This window comes from Lysinibacillus sp. FSL W8-0992, from assembly GCF_038008685.1.
Classification (GTDB): Bacteria; Bacillota; Bacilli; order Bacillales_A; family Planococcaceae; genus Lysinibacillus.
Genome location: NZ_JBBOZQ010000001.1, coordinates 3919457 through 3937997, shown reverse-complemented (window position 1 = coordinate 3937997; position 18541 = coordinate 3919457). Strand labels below are relative to the sequence as shown.

Genomic DNA, 18541 nt, shown 5'->3' with positions numbered 1-18541 from the left:
TGGTCAAGCGGAAATTCCCTGTCTTATTAAATGACTTCTACCACCGTCATTTTCCCAACGATCAATATCCCTTCCATCTTCGTCCCACACATCGGGTCTTTCTCTGTAAGACATTTTCTACATCACCCTTTATTCATTAGTTCATTTCTATATTATGTAATGTTGTAAATTTTAGTTCATAGAAAAGGTTGTCATCGCCGGTAAGTCGGTGTGAATCGCCGATTAACTAGTTCCAATCGCCGATAAAACAATGTGAATCGCCGATAAGCTAGCGCAAATCGCCGATAAAACTGTAACTATCGTTAATAGAAATTGAAACGACAATTTTATTGGGAAGAAATTATAAATTCCTCTTTGTAAAGCTATATTTTTGCATATGTGCCAAGTCGTAAGGCGCATATACTGTAGTGAGGAAGGGGGGAGGTGAGCAAATATGAGAATTAACTGGAAAGTTCGATTCATGCATAAGCCGTTTGTATTAGCGTTGTTTTCCATGCTGCTACTACTCGCTCAGCAAGTGGGAGCTTTGTTTGGCTTTGATTTAACAAGCGGAATGAGTGAGCAACTAACGTCCATTTTGAATACAGTGTTATCGATTCTTGTATTAATGGGGGTTGTTGTTGATCCGACTACAAGTGGCACCAGTGATAGTGAACGTGCTTTAATGTATCGCAGACCAAGATAAACATTTCATTACATTTAAAAAAGTGTAATTTTACAATAGAATGAATATGATATAATGTAAGAAAATTCTAATAGCTAGGGGGATGATTGATTGTCGCTTGAAATGGAGCAGCGAATCGCTAAGCTTGAAAAGGAGATGGAAGAGTTACGGCAGGAAATGGATGTGTTAAAGCAACAACAGTCACAACAAAAGACAACTGTAAAAAATGTTAACCGATCCATTACTGTACAACCTGCATTACCAGAGCCAACACCAACACCAATACAAAAATCAACACCGAAAACTAATGCTCAGCCACAGCGTTCATTTGAGGAGCAAATTATGTGGGCGCTCCCGAAAGTCTTTATGGTTATTTTAGTGCTGGGAGTGTTATGGGGGCTAAAGCTAGTTAGTGATTATGGCTACTTATCGAACGAGGTGAAAATCATCCTCGCTTATTTATTATCAATCGCATTAGGGGCTATAGCTTATGTTTTAGAACATAAAAAGCTGGCATCACCAGCTGTAACCGTTTCCTTATACGGTGGGGCATTTATCGTAGGAATTTTAACAACCGCGGCTGGTGCTATTTTATACGAGGTATTAGGCTTAACTTTAGCACTGTTCATTGCCTTTGGGTTTATTGTCTATGGTATAGCCATTAGCTATTTAAAGAAAAACGAAGTGCTTACTTTATTTGTTGCTTTTACCTCGTTGTTACTACCATATTTACTAGAGTATATGGATTTTAGCGCGTTCATTATATTAATTTTTGTGATCGTCCTGTTTACAATGCTGCAATTCGTTATACTTCAACATAAACAAAAAATTGCGCTCTATGTCACAACCTTTTTCTCTATTATGGCAGTAAGTATTGTAGCGTTTATGAATAGTGACAATCGAGTTATTTTTGCAATAGGACTGCTCATTACACTTGCAATCTTTTACACGAGTTGGTGTCGCTTATATAATGCTGAATCTAAATCGAAGCATATTCATGCTGGACTACAATTCAGTTTAGGGATCTTTAGTTTACTCCTTATGAACCTCGTAAGTAGTCGGCTTGAATATAATGAGGTACTATTGCTTGGACTATGTATTTTGTTTGTAACTGTAGCGAGTTATAGCTATAAGCAAAAATGGCAGGAGGCATTTGATAGTGCTGTAACACTCGCATTTATTACACTTTGTAATACAGTATTGATTATGAATATACCAGAAAAGGTTGATGATTTACTTTTACCATTCATGACATTTGCAGGTGTTATGATGAGCTTACGACTACGAGCAAGTTTAATGAAGGTCGTTAGTTCATTCGGGTTTTCAATTGCACTTATTTTAAGCTATATCGTACATGAGCCGACCCCATTTTTTAGCATAGGACATATTAGCTTAATACTGCCTGGCGTATACTTGTTAATTATTTATATGTATACAATACGTCAGAAGGAAACATTGAATGCTTTTGAGAAAATAATGAAGGATTTATATGTGACAGATATTTTAGCTGTTATTACAGCTGGATACTTCCTTGCTTATATTGCTAAGCTTGATAGTGTTTATGTTACAAGTGCTAGCAATTTCCCGCATTTGATGAGTATCGGTATAGTGATACTGTTTGTGGGCTCGCTGTTGCTACCTGAAAAATATAAAGGCCGTGCATTAACGCCAGTTGTCGGTCTGTTTTTCCTTCTTGTTACGCTCATGCTCAGTGTGATCCCATATAATGTACAAGGAATTGTATGGTTGAATATTGGTACTAGATTAGTTTATATTGCAGTATTTGTAGCTATCATCTTCGATTTACTGATGAAGGGGCGCATTTATCAAATTTATCAACAACATATGACGAAATTTTTAGATCCAATTGTCAGCGCAAGCGTAGTATTCACGATGATTGCACTATGCGGTCTAGTGTCACAGCTAGCTTACAATAATCTACTGGATTGGAAACTCAGTATTGCATTCACGACAATAACACTATTCTTGTCGGCAAGTTTGTCACTATGGCTCGGCTCAGTACGACACTTACGAATACTTCGGCTTTCTGGCTTTGCCATACTAGCCATCGCATTTGTAAAGCTTATATTCTTCGATTTATCGGCACTCGATTTATTAATAAGAGCAGTACTTTTCATTGCAATTGGTGGAATTGGCATGCTGCTGTCGGGGCGGTTGTTGAGGAAATAACGAAAAATCACAGGCTAACATTTAGTGTTTGCCTGTGATTTATTTTTGAAATAATAATAGCTTAGAAATTTTCTAGTATTATTGGTTCGGTTGTTGTAGTTATTTTTATTGTATTTTGATCCCGTGTTTCGATAAACTTTTTAATCATTTCAAAATCATAATTTACACGTAATCTAGATTCAGAAGTTAAATCCCCTGTATTTGCTTTTCCCCTTAATGCGGTTAGGACAATTCTATTTGCAGAAATTCCTCCATTTATTTTAATATTAGACCCAAAACCATACATTAAAAAATGACCTTTCGTATAGAAGAAACCATCAATATTACTGTAATTATTAATAGCTGTTTCGGAAGAAATATTTGAAATATTTATAAAGTCATTTGCGAAGAAGAAGTTGGTACCTCCATTGTATCCATTAATAACACTTGATGTAATATCAATATCTTTTAAAGAGTAAAAAGTGGCATCCCCATTTAATTTAGCACCTTTAATATCAATATAACCTTCTACATAGTATTTCCCTTGTAAAGTAATATTGTAATAATTGCTTTGGTCATTTTCTAAAGTATCGGTTCCAGCATAAGGACCAATTAATAAATTTCCTTTAATATAATAGGAATCTTTTTTATTACCATAGGAAGTATTTTTATTTTTTTCACCCTTTATAGTAATAGTATTACAGGCATCCGTGTTTTTATCGCAGCTTTTTAATAATGTTTTCCCGCTTGGGTTCACTTCCTCCTTAATATTTATTGTATCTTGCAATACATTTTGAACAATCACTCTAGGTTTGTTCTTCTCACTAAGATTATAGTCTTTAAATAATTTTTGAAGTTTGCTTTGTTCATTTGCATCCATTTCATTAACTTTAAACAAAGTATAGCTATTACTTAAATAGCTCAAAGATGGGGCTTTTATAAAACTATCAAATGAAGTACCCGTTATATTTTTTTTCATTTCGATAATATTTTTTTTAGGATTCACAATAATTTTTGGAAATGAATTTCCTTCAGCAGCAGTAAGTTTTGCAAACGTACTATCTTTCCAGGTTGGACTATTTAAATAGCCGCTAAATGCTGATTTATTTAAGTAAATATCTCCATCAGCTTTTATATCACCGAGCACATCAATACCACCAAATAAAAATAGATTCCCACCATTTCCTTTTTCATCTGCATTTGTCGAGATGGCATAGTTAAGTTGCTCTGGAACTGAGCTAGAGCCAACTACAATTTTTGCATAACTAATATTATGTTGATTTGATTTATTTGTAATTCCTTCACTTTTTACAGTAATTATTCGTTTTAAACGATCTTCTTGTTTATCAGAAAATTTTTCGCTTTTTTGAATACATATTTTTGTATTTCCTAATTTCCCTTTAATATTGATGGTTTTAGGGCATAGATAGTTAGATTTACTAGGATCTTCGAGCGAGTCTTTAAGGATTTGTTCAAATTCTAAAATAGTTACACCGGTCCCCAATTTTTTGTTTAAAATATGTGTCGATTTCAGTTTGGATATAGTCTATGCCTTTAGTAGATAAATCTTGGGCAAGAACGACCTCTTCTCTTTTATGATTTTTAGTGTAGCCACTAGTTGTGATTATTTGTAAACTTATACCTAAAATTGAGACGATAATAATCAAGCAAAAAACAATATATAACGCATATCCATTTTGATTACGAAGAATTTTTCTCATTGGCGCACTCCTTGTACTAATTTTTTATATCCGGAATACTTTGTATTTGGTTTTCAAAATAATATACTTTTGAAAACTTTTTATTATCGTATTGTAGCGCTAACTTTATATGGTAACTTACTTTCTTATTTGTACTAGTGCTGCTCTTTATATATGAATCTTTGTGGATTGTTATATAGGGATTGGAAACAAGGTACTCTTGATTTTTTATGTTCAATTTCATAATTGTTCTTCCCTCGACAGTAGCGGGAGTAAAGCCTGTGATTATACAATTATTTTTGTATTCAACTGATGTTGGCTTTGAGCATGATGATTCAAGTATTGAAGTATAGATTAAATATTTTTTGTTAATGTCATCAAACTCAGTTTTTCGTACTTCGTTTTCTTTTAATGTATAAAAGTTTTTAACAAGATTACTCATGATTAAATCAGCTTCGTCTCGAATGTTGTTTTCTATTATTATTTTTTTTTGGGTGTTTATACTATTAGTGAGAAAGGAGAAAGAAAATATGGCAATAGTGACCGTCAATACTATTGTTACTAAAACTTCTATTAACGTTAAACCGCATTCATCAAGTTTATTTTTTTTCAATTTGAACATACCCCTCTGTGGTGCTTGAGATTATTCTATTATTTATTTTTTTACTAGAAGTCACTGTTACTACTATATTTATTTTGTTTTGATTAATTTCAGTTGTAATTGCATTGGAAATTACATTTGTGTTTGACGGTTTAATGCTAACTGTATAGGTAGGAGATTTAGGATCGTCTATTATTTTTACTGTTTTCGGGTAATCTTTAAAATAATCTTCTATGTTAGTAAATTTTTTTTCTTCAAGCCCTGTAGCCTTTAACCTTTCTAAATAAGCATCTGCTAAATTAATAACCACTAACTTTTCATTATTAATATTTGCTGTACTATTTGCCTGAACAAAAATTTGAGCAAAGCTTAATAAAATAATAGATATTAATACGATAGATGCTACAACTTCTAATAAAGAAAATCCTCGCTGTGATTTTATCCTTTTCATATACTCACCTCGATTATAGAGTGCTTTATCCAAAAATTCCGTTATGTTACAAATTGATAGGTAGTTTTCAGCCTAATTATATAGGTTAAAAAACACATTTACAATATAATGAAATGAATGAAATTACACACTTGATATATATATTGTACAAAAATGTGACAAATTTTAGGTTAAAAGATATATTCAAACGAGATACCTTTGTAGTATTATAAAAATATAGATATATAGTAATGATTTTAAATAATATAATAGACATTCATTTTTTCAATAAATTAGTAAAGGTTGTGAGGCTATGAAATTATATTTGAAGTTGGGTGCGATTATAGTAGGTTTAGTTGTGCTGTTAGCTTTATGGCTTCCGAATCTAATCATAGATCGTGCGCTAGCAAAAGGTGATGGCTCCTCAATTGGAGGCGTTTTAGTAAAAAATTTAGAAGAGGATGCAATAGAGGTAGCTTTGCAAGAAGCTATTCGTGTTTGGCAAGATACGCCAATTACTGTTGAAGGTGCAGGTGTAACAACATCACTCGATCCAAAATTGTTAGTATTTGACGTCGCAAGTTCGGTGGCTGAATATCGCAATTTAACGGGTAAGCCTTGGTTTGCCTTTTGGGAGGGAAAACGAACAGTTCATATTCCTTTACAAGTCATAGGGGACGAGCAGCTGACAAAGCAGCTTGAATCTATGGGGGTATGGGAGGCAGAAACAACTTTAAATGAAGTTATAGCGCAAGCATCTTATTTAAATAATCATAGCATTGAAGCAATCGTTGCAGATACGACTTCTATGGAAGCAGAGCGATTAGCATTATCAATCGAGCAAATACCGACAAATGCAAAAGGTGTTTTAGCACTAGTAAATACGTTAAATGACTACATTATCGCTCCGAATGAGCCGTTCTCCTTGTTAAGCGTTATAGGAGAAAAGGCAGAGGAAGCCAATAGTGAAGGGTTAAATTTTGTAGCTTCTTTAATTTATCATACGGTACTGCAAACAGAATTTGAGATTTTAGAGCGCCATGCACAAGACAAAAAGATTGAGTATTTACAACAAGGTTTGGATGCAGCAGTCAATCGTGCATTAAATAAAGATTTGCAATTTATCAATGATGCCAACCAACCGAGTAAGTTAAAACTAATGATTGAAAACGATTCATTAAAAGTAGAATTATTAGCTCAAAACAAAGAAAAAGAAATTACCGTTCGTGTAAGTAAAGATAAAATCGTACAGCCGCGAATCATTACTCGCTATTCAAAAGATTTAGCCATTGGACAAGAAGAGATTATACAAAATGGACAAGAAGGTGTGCGAGTAGAAGTGTATCGATCGATAATGGAAAACGGTAGTTCTAGAGAAGAATTGGTGAGCCGTGATTACTACGCACCAATCAATAGAATTGTCGTTCAATCTTCAAGACAGCCTGCAGTAAGTGATGGTACAGGAGATACTTCAAATGATGCGGATTTACAGGTTGATTTAGATGGGGACGGATTAGCGGATTCGCCAGAACAACCTTCTAAAAATCCATCTACCAATAGTAACACTTCGAATACAAGTGGATCTTCAAATACAACATCGTCGAATGATCCGGAAATTGTTTATGGTTACTACGATAAAGGCGGTAATTTTGTACAAACAAGTCCGTAATGAGAGGAGCATATGCAAATGGCTGTAAGAACTGGGCGTAAGCGTTTAGGGGATTTACTTGTTGAATCGGGAGTTATTACGAATGAGCAGCTAGAGTATGCTCTTACGACGAAAACAAAGGAAGAAAAGTTAGGCGATTTTCTAATTAAAGAAAATATCTTAACAGAGCAACAATTAATTGAGGTGCTGGAGTTTCAATTAGGCATCCCACATATTCATTTAAATCAATACTCAATAAGCCCGGATTTACTTCAACTCGTTCCTGCGGAGCTAGCAAAACGTGCAAATATTATTCCGATTCGACGTGAGAAAAACAAGCTATTTATCGCGATGGCAGACCCGATGGATTATTTCGCAATCGAAGAAGTCCGCATGGCGACAGGCTGTCAAATCGAAACAAGTATAGCCGCAAAAGATGATTTATATCGAACACTTACGAAATATTATGATTTACAGGAATCAATGGAAGCGGCATTGCAAGATATTGGGGCAACTGCTGGAGAAACACAAGTAGAAATCGAACGTGAAGATTCACCGATTGTGCGACTCGTCAATCAAATTATTGCGAACGGTGTTGCGCAACGTGCGAGTGATATTCACTTTGACCCACAAGAAACGGATTTACGGGTTCGATATCGTGTAGACGGTGTGCTGAAAACTGAACGGTCTTTGCCTAAGCACATGCAAAGTATTGTACTTGCTCGTATTAAAATTATGGGCAACTTAAATATTACAGAAAATCGTATTCCACAAGATGGACGTATTAAAACAAATGTCAATTTCAAGCCAGTGGATATTCGACTTTCTACGCTACCAACTGTTTATGGAGAAAAAGTTGTCATGCGTATTTTGGATTTAAGCAATGTAGCGAATGCGATAGATCAGCTTGGCTTTACAGAGCGCAATGAAGCATTTTTCCGTAAAATGATTGCGCACCCGAATGGCATTATGCTCATTACTGGCCCTACTGGTTCAGGTAAGTCCTCTACATTGTACGCGGCTTTAAGTAACTTGAACGAAGAGGGCGTCAATATTATTACAGTAGAAGATCCTGTGGAATATCAGCTCGATGGCATTAACCAAATTCAAGTGAAAGAAGAAGTTGGTTTAACATTTGCAACTGGATTACGTTCTATTTTGCGACAAGACCCAGATATAGTAATGATTGGGGAAATAAGAGATTTAGAAACTGCGCAAATTGCTGTGCGTGCCTCCTTAACAGGGCATCTAGTGTTAAGTACATTGCATACAAATAGTGCGGTGGAATCTATTTCTCGTTTGCAGGACATGGGGGTAGAGCCGTTTTTACTATCTTCTTCATTAGTAGGTATTATGGCACAACGCTTAGTGCGTAAAGTATGTCGAGATTGTGGAGAAACCTATGCATTTACGAATCACGAACTAGAAATCATGCAGAAAAACGGCATTGAAGGGGTAACACATGGCAGACGTGGAAGGGGCTGTCCTTCATGCAATCAAACGGGGTATCGAGGGCGTATGGCCATCCATGAAATTTTACCAATCGATCGGACGATTAAAGATTTGATTTTAAATCGTAGTGGAGATAGTGCTATTCGCGACTATATGAAACAAGAAGGCTATTACACGTTACTAGTAGATGGATTGTTAAAAGTTGTTGAAGGACAAACGACTACTTCAGAAGTATTACGTGTAGCAAATGTAGACTAGGATGTGAACCGTATGATGACAACATCGAGAAATATAGAAGAGCTTTTAACACGTTCATTTGAGGAAAAGGCTTCAGACTTACATTTAACAAAGGGGATTCCTCCTGTATATCGCATCCATGGTCAGTTGGAGCATTACGGGACTGAACCGCTTACTTCAGAAGAATTACAAACGATGGTGAAAGCTATTTTACCTGACCATAAACTCCAAGAATTTCATGATAAAGGTGAAACGGATTTTAACTATTCATTGCCCGGGAAATGTCGCTTTCGTGTAAACGCCTATCATCAGCGAAATGAAATGACAATCGCGGCACGTTTAATTGAAGCAAAAATTCCGTCGATTGAATCGTTAAATATGCCTCAGGTGTTGTATCAGCTAGCTGAAAAACCACAAGGACTTATTTTAGTAACAGGTCCAACAGGTTCTGGGAAATCGACGACACTAGCTGCGATGATTGACTATATTAATGAAACGAAAGCAAAGCATATTATTACACTTGAAGACCCAATTGAGTATTTACATACACATAAAAAGTCGGTCATCAATCAACGAGAAGTAGGTGTGGATACACAAAGCTTTGCCAATGGTTTACGTGCTGCGCTACGTCAGGACCCTGACATGATATTAGTCGGTGAGATGCGTGACTATGAAACGATTTCAACAGCCATTACAGCCGCTGAAACAGGTCACTTAGTAATGGCGACATTGCATACAAGTAGTGCACCAACGACGATTGATCGTATTATTGATGTTTTTCCACCACATCAGCAAGGTCAAATTCGTGTGCAGTTAGCGAATGTATTAGTAGGGATTATTTCACAGCGTTTATTTATTCGAAAAGATGCAAAGGGGCGTATTGCAGCAACGGAAATATTAGTACAGGCACCGTCCATTGCTAACTTAATCCGCAATGAAAAGGTACACCAAATCCCAAGTGTAATGCAGACAAGCCGTGCGCTCGGTATGCACACATTGGAGTCATCCATGCAGCAGTTAATTGCAATGGGGAAAATTTCGTTGGAGGATGCAAGACCATATATGAATGCGGGTGAGTATCAGTGACCGTTTTTCGCTACAGCGGACGTACTAAAACTGGTACACACAAAAAAGGAATTATTGATGCAGTCAATAAAAAGGCAGCACTCGAAAAATTACGCACGCAAGGCATTAATGCGCGAGAACTGGAAGAGTCGAAAAGTCTTTTGCATAAAGAATTAAATCTCGGCGGTAAAGTGAAGCATCAAGATTTCGTTATTTACTGCCGTCAATATGCAACGCTCATCCGTGCTGGGGTGTCAATCGTTGAAGCAACACATATTTTAGGTGTGCAAACGAAAAGTAAGCCACTTAAAAAGGCTTTGGAGCAAGTAGAAGAGGACATCCGTAGCGGTACTTCATTTTCAGATGCAGCGGCAAAGCATCCAAAAGTTTTTCCAGTGATGTTCGTTAATATGATGCGTTCTGGAGAGGCGACAGGTAATGTGGATGACACTTTAGAGCGACTAGCTGGTACGTTAGAAAAGCAATTTAAAATAAAGAAAAAAGTGCAATCAGCATTAACTTATCCAGCTATTTTATCGGTGCTAACAATCGCAGTAGGGATGTTTTTAATGATTTTTATCGTCCCAACATTTATGGCAACTTTTGAGGACATGGATTTAGAAATGCCACTATTAACGGTTATTGTTGTCAGCGTGTCAGATTGGTTAGTTAAATTTTGGTATATAGTGATTGGCATGTTCTTGTTAGCAGTCATCCTGTTTAGGTATTTTTATAACCATAATCAGCTCTTTCATTACAATGTAAATTATGTGTTATTACGAATCCCTGTATTTGGCGTTTTAATGCAAAAAAATGTCATTGCTCGGATGACAAGAACATTATCCTCCTTGTTTAGTAGTGCAGTGCCAATATTACATGCACTCACGATTGTTGAAAAAGTTGTAGGCAATCCAGTTGTAGGAAAGGTTGTTTTAGAGGCACGCGAAAATCTTGAAAAGGGTGGCACATTATCAGAGCCATTAGAAAAAAGCTGGCTATTTCCACCTTTAGTAACGCAAATGACATCGATCGGCGAAACAACAGGTTCGCTCGATTATATGTTAGAAAAAATAGCCGATTTCTATGAGGACGAAGTCGATCGCTCGGTCGATACATTAAAATCGTTAATCGAACCATTAATGATACTCGTTTTAGCAGGAGTTGTCGGCGTTATCGTAGCAGCAATCTTCCTACCGATGTTCGCACTCTATGAAAGTATGTAAACAATTGATGATTTAAAGGAGGTGATGTAGACAATAACTAGCGTCGTTACGGGTGTACGTGTTTTCGCACTAATTATAAAAACATTATTAAAGGAGGAACACATCATGTTCAAAAAATTACTGAACAAAAAACTATTAAAAAACCAAAAAGGTTTAACACTTATCGAGTTACTAGCTGTAATCGTGATTTTAGCAATTATTGCTGCCATTGCCATTCCTGCGATTGGGAATATTATTGAAAATTCGCGCTATAATGCTGCTAAAGCAGACGCTCTTAATGTAATTAATGCGGCTAATATTTATTTCACCGATGAAGGATCCAAAGATGGCGCTTCAGTTACTATTAAAAAGCTATTAGAAGATAATTACTTAGAAAATGCTGGTGTATTTGTATCAGATACAGCTTCAAAAGTTGATATGGTATCGGGTGGTAATAAGATAACTGGAACAGTAAAATACTCAGGAGATAAGACAGTAACATTTACCGGAGCAACTATAGCTGGGATTAATGAAGATAAGCAAAAGGGGAGTAAAGACCTAACTGCAATAATAAAATAATATTTAATCTTTATAGAACATCTAACAACCCTAGTTAGATGTTCAAGTAAAGAATTAAATAATAAATATATATTTTATACTACTCAAAAGGAGGCATCTTTTCACATGTTTAAAAAGAAAAAGAATTCGCATGTGTCGATTGAAATAAAGGATTATGTTTTGCGTGCGCTTGTGGCAAAAGGTGCTGATCCATCGCAGTGGAAGGGCTATGAGTTGCCATTGGCGCAAGGAATAGTCGAAGGTTCAATAATCAATGATGAAATCGTATTGTTTGATATGATGAAAAATCATGTTGCTAAATGGGCAGGCAAGAAGCAAAATGCTCGTATTTTTGTACCAGATACATCCGTGTTGCTAAAGAGCTTTGAGCATCCGCATGATGTTGAATCAAAAGAGTTAAAAAGCTACGCTGAAATGGAGCTTGGGCAAACGATTCATTTACCATTTCATGAGCCACTTATAGATGTTTATGATCCAACACCGAATGATGGACAAGCGATGTTATTTGCGGCTCCATCAGAAGAAGTAAATAAAACAATCGGGATGTTGCTCGATGCTTCGCTAGAACCGCAAGCTGCCGATATTCGAGCGTTATGTAATATTCGTCTATTAGAGCATATGCAATTACTAGAATTAGACAGAACATATTTAATAGCAGATTGGTCTATAAACGAATTGTCGATTAGTATTTATTCGTACGGTCAACTAGAGTTTTTACGCTATCAATCGTTTGAAACAAACTTAGCAAAATGGCAACCAAAAGAGCAGGAGGAGTTTAATTACTCTTTCCATTTAATAGATGATCAAGATAATTATCAATTGACACTAACGGATCAAATTCTTGAAATTGATCGTATTATGAACTTTTTTAAATTCTCGTTACATAAAGGTGAGAAAAGTGTAGATGATATTTTCCTTTTAGGTGATAATCCTTTATTGCCTACGATTACTGAGTTTCTAAGTAATAATTTCACGACGCCCATTACGGTGTTAAATGATGCTATGGTACAAAAATTATTCCCTCAATTTTCTGAGAAGTTTGCGAGTCTAATAGGGCTGGCTTTGAAGGAGGTACACTGATGGTACCTGAAATTAACCTCTTACCGAATTTAGAAAAACAGAAATCAGCACCAATACTCTTATATATATTCATTATTGTACTCGTTGGTATCGTTTTAGCATTCATGATAATCCAATACTTCCAGGCAAGAGGCGAGATTACGAAATTAAATGCACAGGAAATAGAGTTGACGTCCCAGCAAGAGCAGCTACAAATAGAATTAGATGGTATACGAAATATGAATGCAGGGTCACTTGAGCAATCGGTTCAATTTGTCAATCATGTAGCTTACCCTGTGACACCATTAATAGATGAGACGCAAGCATTATTGCCAGAGCAGACGTATTTACGGAATTATAAATTTGGTGAAACAACTATAGAAATTACCGCTGATTTTGAAACGATGTCAGCTATTTCAAACTATCTTGATCAATTAAACGTAAGCCCTTATTTCACTGATATTCAAGTTGGAACAATTGAAAATTTTGAGTTATCGATTGGGGAGCAGAGCGAAGTAAATTTGAAGGATAAATATCAAGAATTACCACGTTATTCGGTAACCATTACGTTGGCAATTGATTTTATTTATTTGGCTGGAGGTAGAGAATCATGACAAGCAGCAAAAACTCAGCGATTCTTCTGCTTACCGCATTAGTCGCAGCATTGTTATTTGCACTCTATTACTACTTATTAACCCCTAAATTGGAAGAGGTAGAAGCGAAGGAACGAGACGTTAGTGCACTTCAACAAGAAATTGCATCAATTCAAGAGCAAATTACTGCATTAGATACGGTACAGCAATCACATGGTGTAAGTATGCTATCTTTGCGAAAAAAAGTGCCTCAAACACGTGCCATTGAAGGCGTTATTCGAAATATCGAAGAAATAGAAGCAGTCACAGGAACTCGGGTTGAAGCTGTAGAATTTAATAATTATGATTCACTCGTGATGGACTCTTCGATTATTGACCCAAACTCGCCAGCAAATGAGGAGCAAGCGGTCACAGCACAACAACCTACTGAAAATAGCGAGCAAGCAGATAGTGAAGAAGGGGATAATGCATTACCAACGTCTACTATTGCTAAAGAATCATTACCAGTAGAATTGAAATTAGTGACGTTTAGTATTGATGTTGTTGCTATAGATACGAAGGCAATGCTTGAATTTTTAAAGGAAATTGAAAAAATTGAACGTGTGATGAAAATCGACACATTAGATATTACATTAACTGGGGAAGAGGCCGTATTCGAGGAGGATGCAGATTCATCCATTAAAGCTACCATTCAGGTAACAACCTTCTATTATGAGGGAGAACAATGATGTAAAGGCGCGCATACTCCAAAGTATGGGCGCTATGTTAGTTTAGGAGGCAATAAAAATGGAAATGGCTTATACAATACTAGTATTTGTATTTGGACTAGTTTTTGGATCGTTTTTTAATGTTGTAGGCTTACGTGTGCCGCTAAAGGAGTCAATTGTTAAGCCGCCTTCTCATTGTACGAGCTGTCAAAGACAATTAACAGCAATTGATTTAGTGCCCGTTTTATCCTATATTTTTTTAGCAGGTAAATGTCGTAGCTGTGGACAAAAAATTTCGTGGATTTATCCACTAATGGAGTTGTTAACAGGCGTATTATTCGCCTTTTCATATTGGCAATTGGGCTTTAGCGAAGAGTTTATCGTAGCGATACTATTGATTTCATTATTAGTAATCCTTGTCGTATCGGACTTTGCATATATGCTTATTCCTGATAAAGTGCTTTTGTTTTTTTTACCGTTATTAGCTATTGGACGTATGCTATCGCCATTAACGCCTTGGTGGGATAGTATCGTAGGTGCCGTCGTTGGCTTTGGCATATTATATTGTATCGCTGTTGTATCACGTGGTGGTATGGGCGGTGGCGATATTAAATTATTCTTTTTACTTGGACTTGTACTTGGTACAATAAATACATTATTGACATTATTTGTAGCGGCGGTAATTGGTATGATTGTCGGGATAATCGTGCTCAAAGTACGGCAACAAGGTCGAAAAACGCCGATTCCTTTTGGACCATCCATTGCTTTAGCTGCAATTATCGTGTATTTCTATGGGGATGTCATCATTGATTGGTATGTAGGATTATGGTAAGGGGGTATATGGATGAAACCGATTATTGGTATTACAGCATTTGCGGAAGACGATTTATCGTCAAGATTGAATGTAGCCTATAGTAAAAGTGTCATTGAGGCTGGTGGCATTCCACTTATTATTCCACTAGGGGTAGAGGAAGATGTAGCACAAATTTTATCGTTGACGGACGGTTTATTATTATCTGGTGGTCATGATGTGCATCCATTTGAATTTGGAGCGGAGCCTCTACCGAAGCTAGGACAAATACATCCAGAACGAGATAAGGTGGAACTTGCCTTAATTCATGCGGCTTTTACAAGGAAAATGCCAATTTTGGGGATTTGCCGTGGCATGCAAATACTTAATGTTGCGTTAGGTGGAACTTTATACCAAGATATTGATAGCGAATATCATAGTAGTAAGCTGTTAAAGCATACTCAACAAGCAGCTCGGGGTGTTGCTACACATTATGTACAAATTACGCCAGATACGTTGTTAAAATCAATTATCGAGGAAGAAAAAATTGCTGTGAATTCATTTCACCATCAAGCTGTAAATGTATTAGCAGAGAAGCTAATCGTTGCAGCGAAATCGAGTGATGGTCTAGTTGAAGCGTTCGTGCACGAAGACTATCCGTTTTGTTTAGCAGTGCAGTGGCACCCAGAAGAACAAGCAGTTGTAGGGGATTTAGCTGCACAGAAGCTTTTTACAGCCTTTACTGAGGAGAGCTTAAAATATAAAAGAGAAGCATGAGTGCTTCTCTTTTTTGTTTGCTAAGTATGAGAATGCATTAGTGTACACGGCGATATAAGCCGACTACTTGTCCTAAAATTGAAACTTGGTCTACAATAATCGGTTCCATTGTAGCGTTTTCTGGCTGTAAGCGGAAATGATTTTTTTCTTTGAAGAAGCGTTTAACTGTTGCTTCATCTTCTTCTGTCATTGCAACGACAATATCACCGTTATCTGCTGTTGCTTTTTGCTTCACGATGACTAAATCGCCATCAAAAATACCCGCCTCAATCATCGATTCACCCATGATTTCTAACATAAATAGTTGATCTTCACTTGTACCGTAAATATCAGGTAATGGGAAATATTCGTCGATATTTTCGATGGCAGTAATCGGTGATCCAGCTGTTACCTTACCAACAAGCGGTACATGGATGACGCTTTGCTTTTGAATTGAATCTTCTGGCTCTAAAATTTCAATGGCACGTGGCTTAGTAGGGTCTCGTCGAATAAAGCCTTTTTGCTCTAAACGAGCTAAATGTCCATGAACCGTTGAGCTTGATGCAAGTCCAACTGCTTCCCCAATCTCACGTACAGATGGCGGATACCCTTTTGCACGTACTTCTTCTTTGATAAACGCTAGTATATCCTCTTGTCTTTTCGAAACTTTTTTCATGATTGCTCACCTCTTTTTTTATATCATTCTTCTTACTATCTTCTTACTAGATAGTATAGCAGAATGCGAACACTTATGCAAACATAGGTTCGAAAAGTGTTTGACAAAAACGTCTGTTCGCTTTATCATAAGAACATACATTCCGAACAAACATTCTTAAAAGGGGATATGATGAATGAATTGGTTTAAAAAAAATACACATATTTCAATTTTATTAGGCGCATTTTTACTATTTGCAGGTTATCTTGTTATAACTGATCCTGGAGACATTACTTACACTGAAATTTATATCGAACATGGCGATAGCTTATGGTCGTTAGCTGAGCAATACCGTGGTAAAATGGGTATGGACGACTGGATAAAACTTGTGAAAGCCGAGAACGAATTACATAGCGTAAAAATAGTTGCTGGAAAATCACTCGTTATACCAGTAGTGGGTGACAATCAGACACCCACCAATTCAATTGAAATTGCGAGAAGTGAAAGATGATGAATAAACAAAGAACGGCTGTAATTTACTGCCGTGTGAGCACCGAAAAAGAGACACAAAGTTCTTCATTGGAGCGTCAACAAGAAGAATTACTTCGTTATGCTAAGGAACAAAACTACGATGTGAAAAATGTTTTTTTGGATAAGCATAGTGGTTATGATGTTGAGCGCGAAGGATTACTTGAAATGCTCGATTATATTAAAGAAAAAGAGATACACGCATTATTTGTGCAAGATGAAACGCGTTTAGGGCGTGGTAATGCACGAATGGCTGTACTTCATTTATTGCAAAAAACGGAAACAGATGTTTTTTCCATGCGTGATGCAGGGCCTGTACAATTGAATGAGATGGATACGATGTTGCTCGAAATTTTAGCTATTGTTGAGGAATATCAACGTAAAATCCATAATGCGAAAATTCGTCGTGGTATGCGCCGTGCAGTAGAAAATGGCTATCGTCCTGAACATAACCTTTCCAATCGTGGTAATCCAAATGGTCAGGAGCGTAAGGAAGTGCCTATAGAAGAAATTGTGAAGCTACGAAATCGGGGCTTTACCTATGAGGAAATTGCTACGACACTAAGAGGTCTTGGCTTCGATGTAAGTAAGGCAACCGTACATAGGCGTTATCAAGAACATCAAGAAAGGTTAGCGGGCAATTAATTTGCCCTGCTAATCTTTTTTCATGTTTAAAAACACTCCTGATTGGAAAATAAACTGTCCAAGTAGGTAGGAGGGCAAGATTAATTTCATATTATAGCTACCCATTCTTCCTGCAAAATAGCGTAATAGTATTCATCCCACCAACCGTCACCATACGGAATGCATTTTTTAAAAAATCCTTCACGTTGCATACCGATTTTTTCCATCACTCGGTAGGAGGCAATATTTTCAGGCTGGCATGTAGCGATAATTCTATGAAGCTTCATTTTCGTAAACCCGTAATCCAATAGGGCGTGCGCTGCTTCTGAAGCATAACCTTGACGATAATATGCAGGATTCAACACCCATCCAATTTCATATGTATGTTCGCCAAAGTAGGGATGGAAAACTAGATGACCAATGACTTGTTGCTGATCATGTAAAACAATAGCAAAATGTTGTGCTTGCTCACCGCTATTATCTGTTATAAATTTTTGTACCTGTTCTACAGTTAAAACACCTTCTGGCATATAGTGCATCACCGATTTATCAGACATATAACTATAAACAGCTTGCAAATCTTGTGCTTCAAATTTTCGGATATGTAATCGTTGTGTTGTGATGTTCACCTTATTTCCTCCAATAAAGTATAAATTTTTTCCTTGTATAATTAGTTATACACGACTAACATCTGGAAGTCATGTAAATTATGGCTAAGAAGTGTTTTTAAGGGTTGGTATAACTGCATTTTAAGGGAAACCATGCTATACTTTGCATACTGAAGTGATAAAGGTATTGAAAGGTGTGTAACAATGTTATCAAAAGAAAAAATTAATCGAATTAATGAATTAGCAGCAAAAGCAAAAGCGGGCAACTTAACAGAGGAAGAAGCGAAAGAGCGTACTTCTCTTCGCAAAGAATATTTAGATACATTTAGAGCGTCAATGCGCGATACGATTGAAAATGTTAAAGTTGTCGATGAAGAAGGTAATGACGTTACACCTGAGAAGGTAAAACAAGCGAAAAAAAATAAATTTTTAAATTAATATGTCACATTTAATCCACTACTAGAACATTTGGAT

At 36.5% G+C, this 18541-nt stretch carries 20 protein-coding genes; 15 read left to right on the top strand and 5 right to left on the bottom strand.

The annotated features are described in order from the left end of the window. Positions 1–433: 433 nt before the first annotated feature. Together NSQ74_RS19790 and NSQ74_RS19785 are read left to right on the top strand one after the other, a co-directional pair. The gene (locus NSQ74_RS19790) at positions 434–685 is read left to right on the top strand and encodes a phage holin (protein ID WP_173478208.1); all 252 of its coding nucleotides are present in this window, start codon (positions 434–436) and stop codon (positions 683–685) included. 90 nt (positions 686–775) lie between these two features. Next, complete coding sequence (locus NSQ74_RS19785; protein ID WP_340825596.1) at positions 776–2854, top strand: DUF2339 domain-containing protein; 2079 nt, start codon at positions 776–778, stop codon at positions 2852–2854. A gap of 61 nt (positions 2855–2915) precedes the next feature. On the opposite strand, the gene NSQ74_RS19780 is transcribed toward NSQ74_RS19785, so the two are convergent. The 3 genes from NSQ74_RS19780 to NSQ74_RS19770 form a co-directional block, all read right to left on the bottom strand. Then, complete coding sequence (locus NSQ74_RS19780; protein ID WP_340825595.1) at positions 2916–4337, bottom strand: hypothetical protein; 1422 nt, start codon at positions 4335–4337, stop codon at positions 2916–2918. Between the two features lie 233 nt (positions 4338–4570). Continuing rightward, positions 4571–5146: a PulJ/GspJ family protein gene (locus tag NSQ74_RS19775; protein WP_340825594.1), complete on the bottom strand. Its 576-nt coding sequence runs from the start codon at positions 5144–5146 to the stop codon at positions 4571–4573. After that, positions 5133–5585 (bottom strand): type IV pilus modification PilV family protein, encoded by a 453-nt coding sequence (locus NSQ74_RS19770; RefSeq protein ID WP_340825593.1) that lies wholly within the window; start codon positions 5583–5585, stop codon positions 5133–5135. The genes NSQ74_RS19775 and NSQ74_RS19770 overlap by 14 nt, the downstream gene beginning before the upstream one ends. A 292-nt stretch (positions 5586–5877) precedes the next feature. Here NSQ74_RS19770 and NSQ74_RS19765 point away from each other — a divergent pair, with 292 nt between their 5' ends. From NSQ74_RS19765 to NSQ74_RS19720, 10 genes are all read left to right on the top strand, one after another. Then, entirely contained in the window at positions 5878–7233 is a 1356-nt protein-coding gene (locus tag NSQ74_RS19765; protein WP_340825592.1) for a VanW family protein, read from the top strand. A gap of 18 nt (positions 7234–7251) precedes the next feature. After that, positions 7252–8922: a GspE/PulE family protein gene (locus tag NSQ74_RS19760; RefSeq protein WP_340825591.1), complete on the top strand. Its 1671-nt coding sequence runs from the start codon at positions 7252–7254 to the stop codon at positions 8920–8922. Positions 8923–8937: 15 nt separating this feature from the next. Further along, complete coding sequence (locus tag NSQ74_RS19755; RefSeq protein WP_340826511.1) at positions 8938–9987, top strand: type IV pilus twitching motility protein PilT; 1050 nt, start codon at positions 8938–8940, stop codon at positions 9985–9987. After that, the gene (locus NSQ74_RS19750; RefSeq protein WP_340825590.1) at positions 9984–11189 is read left to right on the top strand and encodes a type II secretion system F family protein; all 1206 of its coding nucleotides are present in this window, start codon (positions 9984–9986) and stop codon (positions 11187–11189) included. The genes NSQ74_RS19755 and NSQ74_RS19750 overlap by 4 nt, the downstream gene beginning before the upstream one ends. 105 nt (positions 11190–11294) lie before the next feature. Next, a complete protein-coding gene (locus tag NSQ74_RS19745; protein ID WP_340825589.1) occupies positions 11295–11747 on the top strand; it encodes a prepilin-type N-terminal cleavage/methylation domain-containing protein in 453 nt (150 codons plus the stop codon). A 105-nt stretch (positions 11748–11852) separates the two neighbouring features. Continuing rightward, positions 11853–12827 carry a type IV pilus biogenesis protein PilM gene (pilM, locus tag NSQ74_RS19740; RefSeq protein ID WP_340825587.1) on the top strand — a complete coding sequence of 325 codons (975 nt, stop codon included), beginning with the start codon at positions 11853–11855 and terminating at the stop codon, positions 12825–12827. Next, positions 12827–13420: a PilN domain-containing protein gene (locus NSQ74_RS19735; RefSeq protein WP_340825586.1), complete on the top strand. Its 594-nt coding sequence runs from the start codon at positions 12827–12829 to the stop codon at positions 13418–13420. Before pilM ends, NSQ74_RS19735 begins: the two co-directional genes overlap by 1 nt. Then, the gene (locus tag NSQ74_RS19730; protein WP_340825585.1) at positions 13417–14127 is read left to right on the top strand and encodes a potassium transporter; all 711 of its coding nucleotides are present in this window, start codon (positions 13417–13419) and stop codon (positions 14125–14127) included. The genes NSQ74_RS19735 and NSQ74_RS19730 overlap by 4 nt, the downstream gene beginning before the upstream one ends. 58 nt (positions 14128–14185) lie before the next feature. Beyond that, the gene (locus NSQ74_RS19725) at positions 14186–14938 is read left to right on the top strand and encodes a prepilin peptidase (protein WP_340825584.1); all 753 of its coding nucleotides are present in this window, start codon (positions 14186–14188) and stop codon (positions 14936–14938) included. Between the two features lie 12 nt (positions 14939–14950). Continuing rightward, positions 14951–15673, top strand: a complete 723-nt coding sequence (locus NSQ74_RS19720) for a gamma-glutamyl-gamma-aminobutyrate hydrolase family protein (protein WP_340825583.1) — start codon at positions 14951–14953, stop codon at positions 15671–15673. A gap of 37 nt (positions 15674–15710) precedes the next feature. On the opposite strand, the gene lexA is transcribed toward NSQ74_RS19720, so the two are convergent. Next, positions 15711–16328: a transcriptional repressor LexA gene (gene lexA / locus NSQ74_RS19715; RefSeq protein ID WP_024361531.1), complete on the bottom strand. Its 618-nt coding sequence runs from the start codon at positions 16326–16328 to the stop codon at positions 15711–15713. A 175-nt stretch (positions 16329–16503) separates the two neighbouring features. Between lexA and yneA the strand changes: the two genes are divergently transcribed. Both yneA and NSQ74_RS19705 read left to right on the top strand, forming a co-directional pair. Further along, positions 16504–16818 (top strand): cell division suppressor protein YneA, encoded by a 315-nt coding sequence (gene yneA, locus NSQ74_RS19710; RefSeq protein ID WP_340825581.1) that lies wholly within the window; start codon positions 16504–16506, stop codon positions 16816–16818. Further along, entirely contained in the window at positions 16815–17480 is a 666-nt protein-coding gene (locus tag NSQ74_RS19705; RefSeq protein WP_340825580.1) for a YneB family resolvase-like protein, read from the top strand. Before yneA ends, NSQ74_RS19705 begins: the two co-directional genes overlap by 4 nt. An 86-nt stretch (positions 17481–17566) precedes the next feature. On the opposite strand, the gene NSQ74_RS19700 is transcribed toward NSQ74_RS19705, so the two are convergent. Then, positions 17567–18088 carry a GNAT family N-acetyltransferase gene (locus NSQ74_RS19700; protein ID WP_340825579.1) on the bottom strand — a complete coding sequence of 174 codons (522 nt, stop codon included), beginning with the start codon at positions 18086–18088 and terminating at the stop codon, positions 17567–17569. A 183-nt stretch (positions 18089–18271) separates the two neighbouring features. On the opposite strand from NSQ74_RS19700, the gene NSQ74_RS19695 reads away from it, so the two are divergent. Continuing rightward, the gene (locus NSQ74_RS19695) at positions 18272–18505 is read left to right on the top strand and encodes a DUF896 domain-containing protein (RefSeq protein ID WP_340825578.1); all 234 of its coding nucleotides are present in this window, start codon (positions 18272–18274) and stop codon (positions 18503–18505) included. The last annotated feature ends 36 nt before the right edge of the window (positions 18506–18541 follow it).